General features: G+C 33.6%; 15 protein-coding genes and 1 pseudogene. 9 read left to right on the forward strand and 7 right to left on the reverse strand.

What is annotated here, in order from left to right; genetic code table 11:
- Positions 1 to 69: 69 nt before the first annotated feature.
- Positions 70 to 1,382, forward strand: a pseudogene (locus DFR54_RS05195) (IS3 family transposase).
- A gap of 113 nt (positions 1,383 to 1,495) precedes the next feature.
- Here the strand turns inward: DFR54_RS05195 and DFR54_RS05200 are convergent.
- The 3 genes from DFR54_RS05200 to DFR54_RS05210 are packed head-to-tail and all read right to left on the reverse strand — an operon-like array spanning position 1,496 to position 3,450.
- Positions 1,496 to 2,227: a hypothetical protein gene (locus DFR54_RS05200; protein WP_114289220.1), complete on the reverse strand. Its 732-nt coding sequence runs from the start codon at positions 2,225 to 2,227 to the stop codon at positions 1,496 to 1,498.
- A gap of 9 nt (positions 2,228 to 2,236) precedes the next feature.
- Entirely contained in the window at positions 2,237 to 3,085 is an 849-nt protein-coding gene (locus DFR54_RS05205; protein ID WP_114289222.1) for an ATP-binding cassette domain-containing protein, read from the reverse strand.
- Positions 3,082 to 3,450 (reverse strand): GntR family transcriptional regulator, encoded by a 369-nt coding sequence (locus DFR54_RS05210; RefSeq protein ID WP_114289224.1) that lies wholly within the window; start codon positions 3,448 to 3,450, stop codon positions 3,082 to 3,084. Before DFR54_RS05210 ends, DFR54_RS05205 begins: the two co-directional genes overlap by 4 nt.
- Before the next feature lie 145 nt (positions 3,451 to 3,595).
- Here DFR54_RS05210 and rapZ point away from each other — a divergent pair, with 145 nt between their 5' ends.
- The 8 genes from rapZ (at position 3,596) to DFR54_RS05250 (ending at position 13,133) form a co-directional block, all read left to right on the forward strand.
- Positions 3,596 to 4,492, forward strand: a complete 897-nt coding sequence (gene rapZ, locus DFR54_RS05215; protein WP_114289226.1) for an RNase adapter RapZ — start codon at positions 3,596 to 3,598, stop codon at positions 4,490 to 4,492.
- On the forward strand, positions 4,489 to 5,481 hold the full coding sequence (locus tag DFR54_RS05220; protein WP_086341483.1) for a gluconeogenesis factor YvcK family protein: 993 nt from the start codon (positions 4,489 to 4,491) through the stop codon (positions 5,479 to 5,481). Before rapZ ends, DFR54_RS05220 begins: the two co-directional genes overlap by 4 nt.
- A gap of 20 nt (positions 5,482 to 5,501) precedes the next feature.
- Positions 5,502 to 6,428: a DNA-binding protein WhiA gene (gene whiA / locus DFR54_RS05225; RefSeq protein ID WP_086341484.1), complete on the forward strand. Its 927-nt coding sequence runs from the start codon at positions 5,502 to 5,504 to the stop codon at positions 6,426 to 6,428.
- A gap of 127 nt (positions 6,429 to 6,555) precedes the next feature.
- Positions 6,556 to 8,340: a sigma-54-dependent Fis family transcriptional regulator gene (locus tag DFR54_RS05230; protein WP_114289228.1), complete on the forward strand. Its 1,785-nt coding sequence runs from the start codon at positions 6,556 to 6,558 to the stop codon at positions 8,338 to 8,340.
- Between the two features lie 213 nt (positions 8,341 to 8,553).
- Positions 8,554 to 9,891: a dihydrolipoyl dehydrogenase gene (gene lpdA / locus DFR54_RS05235; protein WP_114289230.1), complete on the forward strand. Its 1,338-nt coding sequence runs from the start codon at positions 8,554 to 8,556 to the stop codon at positions 9,889 to 9,891.
- Between the two features lie 13 nt (positions 9,892 to 9,904).
- On the forward strand, positions 9,905 to 10,870 hold the full coding sequence (locus DFR54_RS05240; protein ID WP_114289232.1) for a thiamine pyrophosphate-dependent dehydrogenase E1 component subunit alpha: 966 nt from the start codon (positions 9,905 to 9,907) through the stop codon (positions 10,868 to 10,870).
- A gap of 27 nt (positions 10,871 to 10,897) precedes the next feature.
- A complete protein-coding gene (locus DFR54_RS05245) occupies positions 10,898 to 11,920 on the forward strand; it encodes an alpha-ketoacid dehydrogenase subunit beta (protein ID WP_086341488.1) in 1,023 nt (340 codons plus the stop codon).
- A gap of 16 nt (positions 11,921 to 11,936) precedes the next feature.
- A complete protein-coding gene (locus DFR54_RS05250; RefSeq protein WP_114289233.1) occupies positions 11,937 to 13,133 on the forward strand; it encodes a dihydrolipoamide acetyltransferase family protein in 1,197 nt (398 codons plus the stop codon).
- 85 nt (positions 13,134 to 13,218) lie between these two features.
- On the opposite strand, the gene DFR54_RS05255 is transcribed toward DFR54_RS05250, so the two are convergent.
- The 4 genes from DFR54_RS05255 to DFR54_RS05270 form a co-directional block, all read right to left on the reverse strand.
- Entirely contained in the window at positions 13,219 to 14,127 is a 909-nt protein-coding gene (locus tag DFR54_RS05255) for a TPM domain-containing protein (protein WP_114289234.1), read from the reverse strand.
- Entirely contained in the window at positions 14,052 to 15,092 is a 1,041-nt protein-coding gene (locus tag DFR54_RS05260; protein ID WP_114289236.1) for a TFIIB-type zinc ribbon-containing protein, read from the reverse strand. The genes DFR54_RS05255 and DFR54_RS05260 overlap by 76 nt, the downstream gene beginning before the upstream one ends.
- A gap of 21 nt (positions 15,093 to 15,113) precedes the next feature.
- A complete protein-coding gene (locus DFR54_RS05265) occupies positions 15,114 to 16,343 on the reverse strand; it encodes an SPFH domain-containing protein (RefSeq protein WP_114289238.1) in 1,230 nt (409 codons plus the stop codon).
- Between the two features lie 153 nt (positions 16,344 to 16,496).
- The gene (locus DFR54_RS05270) at positions 16,497 to 17,012 is read right to left on the reverse strand and encodes a thioredoxin domain-containing protein (protein ID WP_114289240.1); all 516 of its coding nucleotides are present in this window, start codon (positions 17,010 to 17,012) and stop codon (positions 16,497 to 16,499) included.
- Positions 17,013 to 17,025: the final 13 nt, after the last annotated feature.

Below are 17,025 nucleotides of genomic sequence, written 5' to 3' on the forward strand. Positions count from 1 at the left end.
GGACACGAAAAAAAAAGCGTGCCTTCTATAGGGTATTTTTATATGATAAATAAAAAAGACGTGACTAAAATGGGTATTAATAAATTTACCACTGAAGAAATTGAAGAGTTAAAACAAAATCCATATGTCAAACGAGTGAGCAGTTCTTCGATAACTTACACAAAAGAATTTAAAGAATTATTTGTGCTCAAACACTCTGAAGGGCAGTTACCCCATCAAATTTTTAGTGATGCTGGATTTGATATTACTGTGTTGAAACAGCGTAGAATTAATACTGCCAGCCACAGGTGGCGCGAAAAAGCAAAACAAGGAGAAAGTCTAGAAGATTTACGACTTGGCAATAGTAGTCGCCCAAGACACAAAGAGTTAACTGAAAAAGAAGAATTAAAACGCTTAAAAGCAGAAGTGGCTTATCTAAAAGCTGAAAATGATTTTTTAAAAAAGCTAGAACAAGCAGAGAGAGAGGCGATTTGGAAAGCAAACTCACGGTCCACGAAAAATTCGAAGTCATAAGAAGACTCAGAGAGAAACATCAGAAAGTAACACAGGTGAAGCACCTGTGCCAGCTAGCAGGAGTGTCTCGTTCGGGTTACTATCATTACCTCCAAACATGCTTAGAGGCCTCTATTAAAAATCAACAAGATTACTCAGACTATACCTTGATTCTAGAAGCATACCGATTCAAGAACCGAAATAAAGGTGCTCGTTTAATCAAAATGACATTAGAAAAATACTTTAATACAGTCATGAACCTAAAAAAGATTAGACGTTTGATGAAAAAATTTAATCTTGTTTGTCCTATCAGAAAAGCAAATCCTTATCGACGAATGGCAAAAACACTCGGCACTAGTAACCATCATCCAAACCATCTTAATCGCCAATTCAATCCACCAAAACCTAGAAAGATATTTTTGACAGATATCACCTATCTACATTATCAAAATAAGCATGCTTATCTTTCAACAATTAAAGATAGTTGTACAAAAGAAATTGTAGCTTATCGTGTTTCACCAAACTTAAAACTTGATTTTGTCTTAGAAACATTAGAAGATTTGACTCCGTATCTAACGAACAGAGAAGAGTCAACTGCTCTCATTCATTCTGATCAAGGATGTCACTATACATCCAATGGATTTCAATCGCGAGTGAAAGAACTAGGTTTAATTCAATCAATGTCCCGTAGGGGCAACTGCTGGGACAATGCACCGCAAGAATCCTTTTATGGTCATATGAAAGATGAACTAAATCTTGACGCCTGTGTGACCTATGATGATGTTGTCACAGAAGTAGACGACTACATGGATTACTACAATCATTACCGTGGTCAGTGGACACTAAACAGAATGACGCCGCAGAACTACTATGAATCGTTATGCACATAAAAAAGATGACTTCCTCTTTAGGAAATCATCTTGATGACAGACGAACTCTTTTTTATTATGTCCTTGACATAGGGTACATTTTATTAGCTAATGTCATTGCTCTTTTTATTTGATTAATCATTTACTCTTCTGATTTCTCGTTTGTAGTTCATTAAATAGGTTATGACTGAAAAAATAAAAATTAATACGAAAAGAGTGATGTAAACAGGGATAATAGTAAGTCCTGTTTCAGTGAATCCGACGATTGTTTTTAAAAAGTTAAAAAAATGACTTTTAAGAATAGGACCACCTAATTGAAGAATAATACCCAAAACAAGTGGAATGATGATAACAGTTGCGATAGTTACATTTTTTTTATAGCCGCTAACTCGATCATGGAATGTTCCAATCACAGATGATAAAGAAGCACCAAATAAAAAGAATAAAAATAAGAATAAAAAACTTTGCCAATAGTTATCTCCAACATAAATATCAGAAAGAAACAGAGTTATTTTTAAATAATTTACTAATAAATTATTTGCTATTAATTTAAAGACAATCAAAAAGGCTGCTAAAAATGCTGAAATAGTTGTATTTGAAATTAAATAGCTGATAAAAATATTATTTCGAGACATTCCGTTTTGAATAAATAGTTTAAAATCTGTACTAACACCAAATAAGGCGATAACAAAAACAAAAACGAATGACGTAAACATAGCGTCGGATCTAATAGTAACATCTGTACCAGAAATTAAGATACTAATTAAAGGAAATAAAATTGAGAAAAAGATGAAATAACCAAAAAAGAAACTAATTGATTTCATTTGGTATTTTAAACGATAAGAAAATGCCGTTGATAATTTCATTTATAGAACCTACTTTCTTTTAGTTAATTGAACGAAGTAATTTTGAAGTGTAACGGGTTTAGCTGTAACTTCCTGTGGCAAATCAGTAGGTATCGTACCAGTTAAATATACCGTATAGTAATCACCCAGGGATTCACTACCAATTAAGGAATAGTTTTCTGCTATATCAGTTATCATATCTTTTGGTCCAGAAAGAGCAAAATTACTTCTGATTAAAGTTTCAACATCGCTATCTACTTTAACTCGACCATCATTAATTACAATGACATTTTCTAAAAGCGTTGAAATTTCTTCAATTAAGTGAGTTGAAATAATAAAAGAACGACTTCTTTCTTCGTAAGTTTCAATTAAATAAGAATAAAATAATTCTCTATGAGCAGCATCTAATCCTAAAACAGGTTCATCTAAAAAGATGTAATCATATGGTACTGACAAAGCGACTATTAATTTTGCAATACTTCGATAACCTGTTGATAATTTTTTGAATGTTAATTTAGTATTTAATTCAAATGCTTCAGTCATTTGAGTTGCTAATTTCCAATCGAAAGAACCGTAGAAAGCCTCGGAAATTTTGTACATGTCCTTAATTTTCATATTAGAAGGAAATAGATTATCTTCACTCATTAAATAGACTTTATTAAGGAGTGCTTCATTATCAAAAATAGAAACGCCATCTAACATAACAGCCCCACTGCTAGGAATACTGCGGCTATTAATAATATTAAGTAAACTACTTTTACCAGCTCCATTTCTACCAAGTAACCCATAAATCGTATTTGGTTTTAGAGTAAGATTAATTTCAGTTAAAGCTTGCTTTTCTTTGTATTTCTTAGTGATATTTTTAATTTCTAGTGTCATGCTCGATACCCTCTTTCAAGAATTTCTTTAAGTTCATCTAAATTAATATTTAATTTTTTAGCTTCTTCAATTAATTTATTAACATCTTTAGTCAAAAATTCTTCTTTTCTAATCATCCTAACTTTCTCCTTTGCTCCATCTAAAACAAACATTCCAATTCCTCTTTTTTTCTCAATCAATCCATCATCTACTAAAATATTCACCCCTTTTAACACTGTTGCAGGGTTAATTTGATAACTTTTAGAAATTTCAGTTGTTGATGGAATCTGATGACCTTCTTCATAAGCTCCGTTTAAGATACCTAAAGAAATCTGATCAGCTACTTGTTGAAAGAGTGGTTTGTCGCTTGTGTAATTAAATTCCATGAATTCACCTCATCGCTTAATCGGTTAGTTACTTATGTAACTAACTATATAACGTTAGTTTGAAAAAGTCAAAACATATTTATGACTATCTTATGATACACCAGGTATGTTATAATATAAGAATTGAGAATAGGGAGTGAAGAAAATGAACGGAAAACAAATAGATAGTCTTCAATTAGTTGTAATTACAGGTATGAGTGGGGCTGGAAAAACCGTTGCTGTACAAAGCTTTGAGGACATGGGCTTTTTCTGTATTGACAACTTACCTCCAACATTGATTCCAAAATTTTGGGAATTAATTAAAGAATCTGGAAAAATTACAAAAATTGCTCTAGTTATTGATTTAAGATCACGTGCTTTTTTTGAAGAAATTCAAAGTATGTTAATTGAAATTGAAAACACAAAATTAGTAGATACAACGATTATGTTTTTAGAGGCTTCAGACAAAGAGTTAGTATCTCGTTATAAAGAAACAAGAAGAACTCATCCACTTGCTATGGATGGTTTAGTGACAGAAGGAATTATTAAAGAGCGTAGTTTATTAAGTGAATTAAAAGGTGAAGCTCAACTAGTTATTGATACAACTAATTTAGCACCAAGAGAACTACGTGAAAAAATTATGGCTAACTTTAAATCAAATGATACATCGACTTTCCGTGTTGAAATGGTTTCATTTGGCTTTAAATACGGATTACCAATTGATGCAGATGTGGTAATGGATGTCAGATTTTTACCTAATCCTCATTATGTGCCGGAATTACGTCCTATGACAGGAAAAGATAAACCAGTTTATGACTATGTTATGGCAAGTGAGATGACGGAAGATTTTTATCAACAATATGAAAAATTAATGTTATCAATCTTACCTGGCTACATTAAAGAAGGAAAAATGAGTTTAACGATTGCCATTGGCTGTACTGGTGGGCAACACCGTTCAGTAGCCTTAACTGAAAGATTAGGTAAACGAATTTCAGAAGACTATAAAACAAATATTACACATCGCGATATAGGGAAAAGAAAGGAAACTGTGAACCGATCATGAAAACCTACCGAATTAGAAGACCTAAGATAGTGGTCATCGGCGGCGGTACAGGTTTGCCTGTTATTTTGAAAGGCTTAAGATATCAAAGTGCTGATATTACAGCTGTTGTAACTGTTGCAGATGATGGGGGAAGCAGTGGCAAGTTAAGAGAAAGTGTTAACATGAGCCCTCCTGGAGATTTAAGAAATGTGTTAGTGGCTTTATCAGATATGCCACAAATGTATGAGAAAATTTTTCAATATCGATTCAAAAAGGAAGATGATTTTTTAGCCGATCATACAATTGGAAATTTAATTATTGCAGCTCTTTCTGAAATGAAAGAGAGTACTTATGATGCGATTCAATTATTAACAAAATTTATGCATGTTGATGGACATATCTATCCTGCTTCAGAAAAGTCTTTAACCCTACATGCTAAATTTGTAGATGGTTCTGAGGTAGAAGGTGAATCAAAAATTGCTGAAGACCGTAAAAAAATTGATTATGTTTATGTGACAAATACTGATGATGATGAAAAACCAAAAGCTGCTAGAAAAGTTATATCAGCTATTAAAGAAGCTGATATGATTGTTTTAGGGCCAGGAAGTCTCTACACAAGTATTTTACCAAATTTAATGATTGAAGATTTAGGTAAAGCGATTGTTGAATCAGATGGTGAAGTAGTTTATATTTGTAACATTATGACTCAAAAAGGTGAGACAGAACATTTTTCTGACGCAGAACATGTTAAAGTGTTACATGAACATCTAAATGCCAAATTTATTGATACTGTCTTAGTTAATACTGAGCCAATACCAGATGGTTATATGGATTTTGATGTGTATGATGAATACTTAGTCCAAGTGAAACATGATTTTAAAACATTAAGAGATGAAGAGTGCCGTGTGATTTCAGCTGACTTTTTAGAGTTGCGAGATGGCGGAGTTTTTCATGATGGGAATAAAGTAGTTGAAGAGTTATTCCGTTTAGTTTTTGGAACGAAATATTAAAGAAAAAGGGGTGAGTCAGGATGTCTTTTGCATCTGATGTAAAAAAAGAACTGACCACATTAGAAGTACATATTGAACATGCTAAAGCAGAACTAGCAGCACTTATTCGTATGAATGGTGCTGTTACTCTTGTTAATAGGCAATTTGTTTTAAATGTTCAAACTGAAAATGCTGCGATAGCTCGAAGAATCTATACACTTTTAAAAGATCATTATCATGTAAATAGTGAATTATTAGTAAGACGTAAAATGAAATTAAAGAAAAATAATGTCTACATTGTGCGTCTAAAACAAGAAACACAAAGTATTTTAGAAGACTTGGAAATTATGGATGGATTTATGTTTAATACCCGTGTGTCACCAACAATCATGGGAAATGAACAGAAAATGCGCTCTTATTTAAGAGGAGCCTTTTTAGCTGGTGGTTCAGTTAATAATCCTGAGACAAGTCGTTATCATTTAGAAATTTATTCTATGTATGAAGAGCAGTGTCAGGATTTATGTGACATGTTAATCTACTACGGTCTAAATGGTCGAGTGACTGAAAGGCGAAATGGTCACATTACTTATCTAAAAGGGGCAGAAGAAATTGCTGACTTTTTAGTATTAGTTGGTGCGACCAATGCCATGCTTAAGTTTGAAGATGTGCGTATTGTGCGTGACTTGAGAAATTCAGTAAATAGATTAATGAACTGTGAAAATGCTAATATGAATAAAACCGCAGATGCTGCGAAAAAACAAATTGAAAATATTCAATTAATCGAAGATAAAGTAGGATTAGATTCATTACCTGAAAAACTTCGAGAAGTAGCAGAAGTCAGATTAGAAAATCCAGAAATTAGTTTAAAAGAACTTGGTGAAATTTTACCAAGTGGCCCTATTACAAAATCTGGTATTAATCACAGAATTCGTAAAATAAATGAATTTGCTGAACAACTTCAAAAATAAAATAGTTAACTTAAAAGCAAGTGACGTAAGAATATTCTGATGTCTCTTGCTTTTTTATTTTGTTTGAGATATAAAAGATTGTGAAAAGATGATATACTTAAAGTAATAAGAAGGGTGAGTGAAGCTGTTGAAAACAAAAGATTTATGGCTTTCATATGTACAATCACACGAGCTGAGTGAAGAGCTGCTGCCTGATTATATTGCGGAATCTTGGGAATATTGTATGAAAAACGATGTGAATCCTTACTCAAAACAAGGACTAGAGCGAGTTTCAGAATATGATCTATCAATCAAAAAGCAAGAACTTTCATTTTTAATAGGAACAGTTAAAAATGAAATAAAGCGCTTAAATGAATTTTTTTATGTTAAAAAACCACTTTTTATTTTAACCAATAATCAAGGGGTTGTTTTGTGGCGTGATGGACATCAAGAAACAAGACATTTAGCTAATAATATTCATTTTTCAGAAGGTAGTGTTTGGACAGAAAAAGCTGTTGGAACAAATGCCATTGGAATAGCTTTACGAACTTTAGAAAGTGTTACTGTAGAAAGATTTCAACATTTTTCAGAAGCTTCTCATCCTTTCACATGTACTTCAACACCAATTTTAGATGGCAATGATAAAGTGATTGCTTGTCTAAATGTCTCTACAATGGAAAATTTTAGTGAAACAAATTACACTCTTTTTGCTTTGAAAATGATTGCTAAAAATGTACAACATAAAGTAGCTGAAAAGCAGTTAATAGAAAAGAAAGAGCAATTTTTAGAAGCGTTAAATCAACCCTTCGAACAATCAGTATTAGTTGGCTTAGATGGCAAAATTCTTTCAGTTTCAGATGACTATCATTTACTCGATAGTAGTATAGAGGGTGAAATTATTAATGAGTCACTTACAAAACAATTTGAACCCTTCCATAAGAAAAAACTATATCAAGAGAACCAACTAATAGGTTTTTGTTATCAACTTGAGCAAACAGTTAAAGAACCTTCTTTAGTTAGTTTTGGTATTACATCAAAAAACAGTGATTATCAAAAGTTCTTAAATCAGTTGTCTCAAGCAGCAAAATCTGAGCTTCCGATTCATATATACGGAGAAACTGGTAGTGGAAAAGAAGTTTCAGCTAAAACCATTCATTTTAATAGTAATCGTCAATTTGGGCAGTTAGTTTCAGTTAACTGCGGGGCATTAAGTGAATCTTTACTTGAAAGTGAATTATTTGGTTATGTACCAGGTGCTTTTACTGGTGCCAGCTCTTCTGGTTACCAAGGAAAAATTCAACAAGCAGATCATGGGACGCTTTTTTTAGATGAGATTGATAGTATGTCTAAAAGAATGCAAGTTGCTCTTCTTAGAGCATTAGAAGAGAAGAAAATCACACCGATTGGTAGTGATAAAGAATTAGAAGTTGATTTTAGATTAGTTACAGCAAGTAATAAGGACTTAAAAGAGTTAGTGAAATCTGGTGATTTTAGAGAAGATCTATTCTATCGTTTATACGTGATACCATTAATTTTACCTTCACTTAGAGAAAGACAAGAAGACTTTGAAACCTTAGTTGAGGATTTCTGTAAACGAAAAAATTGGCAACCAAATTGGAAAGCAAAAATTAGTGAAATTGCTAAAGAATTTGAATGGCAAGGAAATATTAGAGAGTTTCAAAACTTCCTTGAGCGCTTGCATTTATATTTTCCAAGTTTTGAGCCAAGTAAAGCAGAAGTCATAGACTTAATTTCTATAGGTTCAGTTAAGATGAATCAACAAGCAGATACTTCTCTAGATGAAAGACTACAGATTATGAATGTTTTAAAAGAAACCAATTACCACCTAACTCAAACAGCAGATAAACTTAATATGGCACGAAGTACTTTGTATCGTAAAATAGATAAGTATCAAATCCAAATTCACAAATAAATAAGAGAAGACTTAAAGAGATGGACAAGAATGTCCGTCTCTTTTTTTGATAAATATGTCTGTCACAACCTCTCATTTTGTTGCAACACTAGTGAGACGATTTTGTTCGATTTCACAAATTTAAAAACAAAAAAGTTTTATTTAAAGCGCTTTCTTAATTGGCACGCTAATTGCTAATAAGAAAGTGTAAGACTATTAAAGGAAGGTGATGTTATGAGAAAGTACAATCTGATTGTGATTGGTGCGGGGCCTGGTGGTTATGTAGCTGCAATTGAAGCTGCTAAGCTAGGTAAAAAAGTAGCAGTCATTGAGAAAGAAAAAATCGGAGGTACTTGTTTAAATGTTGGCTGTATTCCCTCGAAAGCCTATCTGAAACATGCAAATTGGGTTGAAGAGTTAGAGGAAGCTAACCGTTTTGGAATCAATAATCAAGTAACAACAATTGATTATCCTAAGTTAGTAGAGAGAAAAGATGGTGTGGTTAATCAGTTACAGCAAGGTATTCACTACTTATTTAAAGAGCACAACATTGATTACATTGAAGGAGAAGCAAGCCTAAAGAGTAAACATGAAGTGAGTGTGAATGGTAAATCTTTAGAAACTGATTTTATTTTATTAGCAACAGGTAGTAAACCTTTTGTTCCACCAATTAATGGAATTGATACAGTTAATTATTTAACAACAGATACTTTCTTTGATTTAAAAGAACTACCTAAAAAATTAGCTATTATTGGTGGTGGAGTCATTGGGATTGAATTAGCTTTTGCTATGGCTCCCCTTGGTGTTGAGGTGTCAGTAATAGAAGTAGCTCCAAGTATTTTAATGACAGAAGACAAGGAAGCAACTGCGATTATCAAAAATCAACTCAAAAAAATGGGTGTCAAACTGATTGAAGGAGCAACGATAAATCAAGTGACTCAATCAAGTATGCAGTTACCTGATCAATCTATTGATTTTGATAAGTTGCTTGTTGTAACGGGAAGAAGAGGGAATCTAGAAATTTTAGATTCATTAAGCATTACTAAAACAGCTAATCAAAAATTTGTTGAGGTAAATCGTTTCTATCAAACATCAGTTGATTCAATTTATGCAGTTGGTGATATTGTTGATGGTTTTATGTTAGCTCATGCTGCAAGTAAAGAAGGCATTAAAGCTGTAAGGCATATGTTTGCTGACAAAGAAGCACCATTAAAAAATGAACAAGTTCCTCGTTGTGTTTACACGCATCCTGAAATTGCAAGCTTTGGGTTAAGTGAAAACGAAGCAAAAGAAAAAGGTTATGACGTACTAATATCTAAAACAAATTATTCGGCAAATGGTCGCGCTATTGCAGGGAATGAAACAACTGGCTTTGTCAAAATAATCTCAGAAAAAATCAATCATGAAATTTTAGGTGGAGTGATTGTTGGAGCAAACGCAACAGAAATGATACACACCATTTTAGCAGTAAAAGAATCTGAGGGACGTTTAGAAGAAATCGAAAAAATGACATTTGCACATCCAACTTTATCAGAAATGATTGGTGAGTTGGCTAGTGAAATGATTTTCTAAGGAGGAATTAGAAATGGAAAAAATGACAAAACAAAAAGCAGAGTGGATTTACAAAACAATGAACGACATCAGGAACTTTGAGGATGAAGTTCATCGTATTTTTACAACTGGTGAAATTCCAGGGTTTGTCCATTTATATGCAGGTGAAGAGGCAGTAGCAACTGGCGTCTGTGCTCACTTAACTGACAAAGACTATATTACTAGTACTCACCGTGGACATGGCCACTGTATTGCAAAGGGCTGTGATTTAAATGGAATGATGGCCGAGATTTTTGGTAAAGAAACTGGTCTTTGTAAAGGTAAAGGCGGTTCGATGCATATCGCTGATATTGATAAGGGGATGCTTGGTGCAAACGGAATGGTTGGTGGAGGATTCCCAATCGCTGTTGGAGCAGGTCTTCGTAATAAATATCTTAAAACTGATGATGTAGCAATTTGTTTCTTTGGAGACGGTGCAGCAAATGAAGGAACTTTCCACGAAGGAATAAACATGGCTGCTATTTGGAATTTACCAGTAGTATTTGTTTGTGAGAATAATGGATTTGCAGAATCAACATCAGTTAAATATGCATCAGGATCTAATACAATTGCTGAAAGAAGTGTTGCTTATGGAATTCCTGGCGTTCGTGTTGAAGGAAAAGATTTAGTAGCAGTTTATGAAGCAGCTGGAGAAGCAATTGATAGAGCTCGACGCGGAGAAGGCCCAACTATTTTAGAGTGTGTTACTTATAGAAATTATGGACACTTTGAAGGAGACGAACAAAAATACAAAGCAAAAGATGGCGAAGAAAAAGACTACGCTAATATTGATAACATCGTTGAATTTAGAGAAGTAGCGATTAAGAATAAATGGTTATCAGCAAAAGTTGCAGATGAAATTGAAGCTCAATCAGTTAAAGATACTGAAGATGCGGTTACTTTTGCAAGAGAAAGTTCAGTACCAAGACCAGAAGCTTTATATGAAGATGTGTCTATCTAATAAATTTAATAATAAGGAGTGACAACAATGAGTAGAAGAATTACTTTTATGCAAGCAATTAATGAAGGTTTAGATATGTCAATGGAGAAAGATGAGCGCGTTATTCTTTTAGGTGAAGACATCGCAGGTGGAACTCATATTGATCATCTTGAAGGTGAAGGTGCTTGGGGTGGCGTATTCGGTGTTACCAAAGGCCTAGTTGAAAAACACGGTTATGAAAGAGTTATTGATACACCGATTTCTGAAATGGGCTATATGGGTGCTTCAGTTGGGGCAGCAGCTACTGGTTTACGCCCTGTACCAGAATTAATGTTTAATGATTTCTTAGGTTTTTGTTTTGATACATTATTAGCTCAAGGCTCAAAAATGCGTTATATGTTTGGTGGAAAAGCGACTATTCCAATGACTGTTAGAACATGTCACGGAGCTGGAGCTTCAGCAGCAGCACAACATTCAGGTTCATATTATGGAATGTTTGGTTCGATTCCTGGACTAAAGGTAGTAGTTCCCTCTAATCCATATGATGCAAAAGGTTTATTAATCTCAGCTATTGAAGACGATAATATTGTTATTTTCTCAGAAGATAAAACTTTATACGGAATTAAAGATGATGTGCCAGAAGAATACTACAAAGTAGAAATTGGAAAAGCTAAAGTAAAACGTGAAGGTAGCGATTTAACAATTGTGACGATTGGAAAAATGCTTTATGTTGCGTTAGAAGTAGCTGAAGAATTAGAAAAATCTGGCGTTTCAGTTGAAGTCATTGATTTAATCACAGTAGCTCCATGGGATCAAGAAACTATTATTAAGTCAGTTGAAAAAACGGGTCGTTTAATTGTTATTGATGAGGCTAACCCACACAATAATACAGCAACTGATATTGCCTCAGTAGTTGGAGATAAAGCTTTTGATTACTTAGATGGACCAATCAAATGTATTTGTGCACCAAATACACCAGTACCATTTGCAAGTAATTTAGAAGCACTTTATTTACCAAATAAAGACAAAGTTTTAAAAGAAGCAGAAGAATTAATTAAAGACTTAAAATAAAGGGTAGGTGAAAAAAATGGCAGAAACATTATTAATGCCAACATTAGGTTTAACAATGACAGAAGGAACAGTTGATCAATGGTATAAACAAATTGGAGATCCTGTTGCTAAAGGAGAGGCAGTTGTTTCTATTAGTTCAGAAAAATTAACTCATGATGTGGAGTCACCAGTTGATGGTGTGCTACTTGCAATTACAGTAGATAATGGTGAAGAGGCTGTCTGTCAAGGTGTGATTGGTTACGTTGGAGCAGAAGGTGAAGAGGTTCCGAGTGGAGATGCACCTGTTGAGTCTATAGCTGAAGAAGTGACTGAAGTTAAAGAAGAAGCAAAAGTAACTCCAACATCAGCTCCTAAAAGAGTTTCAGGAGAGCGTATTTTCGCCACACCATTAGCTAGAAAAATAGCTGCTGATAAAGGTTATGAATTAGAAGATATTATTGGAACTGGTGGTAATGGAAGAATTACAAGACGTGATGTGGACCGATTTATTCCACAAGTTATGACTTCAACTGTGTCTCAAGTAACAGGTGAAGGTTTAGAAGGTATGCGTAAAGTTATTGCTCAAAGAATGCATAATAGTTTAAATCAATCAGCTCAATTAACACTACATCGAAAAGCAGATATCACTAAATTATTAGCCTTTAGAAAAGACTTAAAAGAAAAAGCTGGAGATAACTTGAGCAAAAGTGCCTTAAGCATTAATACATTACTAGTTAAAGCAGTAAGTTTAGCGTTAAAAGATAAACCTGAGATGAATGCTTCATATAATGGAGTTGAACATATTAAACATGATTCAGTACATATGGGAATTGCCGTAGCTGTTGATGATGGTTTAGTGGTTCCAGTGATTAAAGACGTAGATACAAAATCTTTAAGTCAAATTGGAGCAGGATTTGTAGAAGTAACTTCTCAAGCTATCGAAGGAACATTGCCTGGCGAGTTATATAGTGGTTCAACATTCACAATAACTAACTTAGGTACAGCAGGAGTAGAATACTTCACACCAATCTTAAACACACCTGAAATTGGTATTTTAGGTGTTGGAGCAACAACTGCTAAATTAGTCTTTAATGAAGAAAAAGAAATCAAAGAAATTCAAGAATTACCTTTAAGCTTAACATTTGATCACCAAGTAGTAGATGGTTCACCAGCAGCTGAGTTTTTAGCTCAAATTATCTATTACTTAGAAAATCCGTATTTATTAGTCGTATAAAAACAACCATACTTTTTTGTTCACAACAAAAAGTAACATCTATCATAAAATAAAAGAGGATGACTGTAAAAAGTCATCCTCTTTTTTAGAAGCTTCCCCCTCCGCCACCATGACTAGTACCACTACTACCGGTAAATGTAGAAGATCCGCCTCCACCACCACCAGAGTTTGATGGTGGTTTTGGAATATGTCTAGTTGTCACAAAATCTGCTGTTTTAACAGATTGAGAATCAGTCAGGTTAACCTCACTTTGATTTCGATAAGGATAGTGATAAGTTGATTTTTTTAATTTATAAGTGGATGTTACTCGGAAATAGAATAACCCACCACTAATACTTGCTACTACTAAAGCAATAATGATTTTAGTAGCAGAAATATATCTAACTTTTTCACTTTGTCCAGTTTCAGGGTTATAACGATAACCTTTGGCTGGTCCTTGTTTTAAATAAGATGTAACATCTGAGAAAAGAGTTTCTATGGTATCACCATATCTTTGATCTCTTAATGAATCTTCAAGATGGCCATTCATCTTATCGATTCGGCTATCATTTATAACAGCGATAGTATTACCAGTTGTTACAGTTTGATATTTTCTACTTCCCATATCGATTAGAAAAATTAAGCCATCTTTGGTCTCACCAATACCAAACCCGTTATAGTCATAGAAATCTGCAGCAAAATCTTTAGGTGCTTTCCCATCAGTCGATAACGTCGTATAGATAACAACATCTGTTTTATAAGTCTCTCTGATTTGGTTAATCTCTTTCTCAAAAGAATTAATTTCCTTAGGAGTAAACAAATTAGCTTCATCATAAACTCGTTTAGAAGTGTTCTCCTCAGCAGATACTAAAGAGGATGGTAAGAGAAAACTTAACCCTAATAAAACTAAAAGGTAGGTAAGTAAATGTCTTTTTTTGATTAAAATAGCAAATACCCCCCTAATAGAATTAGCGAGCCAACTAGGGCAGCAATTCCAGCAGTATGAGTCATTAATTTACTTTTTTGAATTGGTAGAACACCACTTGTGTTACCTGTCACACCGTTCATAGCAAAGTAGTATGGCTCTTCACCGGAGCTATTTTTATAAGTAACTATCCATAAAGGAAGTAGGTAATATTCATTAGACTGATCAAGAAGATTGATTTTACTTTTAGTTTGAGTAATAGTTCCGTAACCAACAATTTCTTCTAAAAGTAAATTCTCAGAATAATGATTTAACTCACTTTGAACAGAATCTTTAATATCTTGAAACTCTAAATCACGTTTTTCAGCTTGAAAACCTGATAAAAATTTAGAATCAAAAGTTTGGCATTCTTCAATTGGAAAAGGTTGCACTGAATCAATCATGTTTTGTTTGACGTTTTTAGATAGTGCTGTTTTAAGTAATGATTTAAATGAAATATCGCCTTTTCTTAATAAATCATAACGTCTTGTGCGTGTGTATTCAGTTTGGCCAACACGCCAAATATCAATTTTAGTTCCTTTAGCTTTAACACTTCCAGAAATATTGGCATTAACATTCCAATAAGGGAAGTAAACACCAGTCATTTTTTCAATCTGACTTTGGTCAAAGAAATCTTTAGGGATGTATTTCTTAGAATTCGCCCATTCAATAAATTTCTTTTTCGCTTCTTTTTCAGAAATCTTAAAGGGAAGAATAGCATTTGGTAAAAATTCACCTGACACCCTGTTTTTTAATACAACAGGGTTATGGCAATAGTAACAAAATGTGGCTGCAGTTGTTTCTTCGGTGACAACCTCAGCTCCGCAACTAGGGCATGCATATAGATTAAATGTTTCCTTAGCAACTTCCTCTACATTAGATTCTTCTTTTTTTAATTGAATATCATCTTCTTTAAAAACACTTAGACAATATTCACAGTGAAAAGATTGCTCTTCAGGATTAAAAAGTAGAGGTCCATCACAGTTAGGACATTTATGTGATATGACATCGTTCATTTAGTAGCCTTCTTTCATTATCTAAACAGGCATCCCTTGGAAAGGTTGACCACATTCAGGACAGAATTTTGGCATTTGACTTGTTACAGTAATAACTTCATGACAGTTAGCACATTTCATTTGAATACCACTTCCAGTAGCAACTGGTTTAGAACCACCACATTCAGAACAGAATTTACCGGTGTTTTCTGTTTGGTCATTAGGGCAAATCCATGTGTCACTTGTAGGTTGAGCTTGATTTGCTTGTTGCTGATTCATTTGTTGTTGATTTGTTTGAGAGGCTTGAGCAAAGTAATTACCAGTTGCTCCCATGCCAGCATTCATTCCCATAAACCCGCTCATGCTACCATTTGGATTAGAACCGGCATCTTTCATTCCTTCAGCTATCGAGCCTTGAACAAAACCTTCACGAATATTAGCATCACCTAACATAGCACCTTTGTTACGCATGTTAATTAATTCTTTAGAATCATCTGTATAAGAAATACTAGAAACACCTACAGAAACAATTTCCATACCGCGAATAGACTGCCACTGCTCATCAAGAACTGTAGACATAACATTACTTAGTTCCATACTTTTTGATGGAATATAGCTGATTCTCTCACCAGCCATAGACATTTGACCAATTGAAGTTTGTAAAGCTGTTAAGAATTCAGATAAAAATTGTTCATTAATATCATTCATTTCAACTTGGTCTTTATTTTTAGGAAGTACATTAGTATAGAAAAGAATAGGGTCAGTCACTTTAACTGAATAAGTTCCGTGAGTTCTTAAGAATAATTCAGCATTATAGAAATTATCAAAGTAGTTAATTGGACTTGGTGTTCCAAATTTAATGCCTCTGATTTCTTGTAAATTAATATAAATAACTTTTTGTTTTTGAGGTGTTGAACCACCAAATTTAAAACGATTAAAAGATTCTTCAATCGCACCTTTTAAATTACCGCTAAACATAGAAGGAGCAGACTGGTTGCTGACTGTGTAGTAACCTTCCTCAGCTGTGTAGTCAACAATTTTACCACCATCAACTAAAAGCATCATTGTATTTGGGTAAACATGAACAACAGAACCATCTGTAATAACATCAGAAGTTCCTTTTTTATTTCCTTGACGTTTTTCGTTTTTACGAACTAAAACACCAGTTGTCATAACTGTGTTATCACCTAAATCAGCTGGTTCAATAACCTCTAACCATTGATCTGCTAAGCCACCACCAATTGAATTTGTTGCTGCTTTAATTAATCCCATGTACCAGTTCACTCCTTAAAATTTTCATTTTTTAGTTTGTTGATTAGTCAATTTTATCATAGAAAGAGAAGAAGAAACAATCAGTCAAAGGGAGTAGGTGAATGTTTTTAGTAAATAAAAGAGGCTGACTCAAATGTCAGCCTCTAATAATATTTATTTTTCTAATAAAGCAATTAACTCTTCATTTGAAATTTTTTGGTCGAAAACTTGGTCTCCAATAATAACAGTTGGGATAAAGAAGACATTCGCATCGATTGCTTCTTCTAAAATTGCTTGACTCATTTCATCGTTATCTTGTAGTGATAAGCCAAGAGTATTAACAGCATAATCAGCGATTTCAGTATGATCTTCTAAATCCCCCCAAATATCTTGAGTATCATAAATAGCTTTAATTGCACTCATTGCAGAAGCATCAGTTGGTACATGGTGATGCATAATATTTCCTTTTGCTAATGCAGGTTTTTCTTTATCGAAAAGTTTAATAATACGCTCAATTTTACCAGCATTTACATATTCTTGTAATAAATCATTTTTTTCATCAAACCACTGTCTACAGTAAGGACATCTAATATTGATGAACTCGATGATCTTTACAGGTGCATCGCTGTCACCAACTTTAATCCCATTAGTAGTATTTAATTTTGATACATCAACATCTGTCATTCCCATATAAAATCACTTC

Source organism: Vagococcus fluvialis (assembly GCF_003337315.1).
Taxonomy (GTDB): domain Bacteria; phylum Bacillota; class Bacilli; order Lactobacillales; family Vagococcaceae; genus Vagococcus; species Vagococcus fluvialis.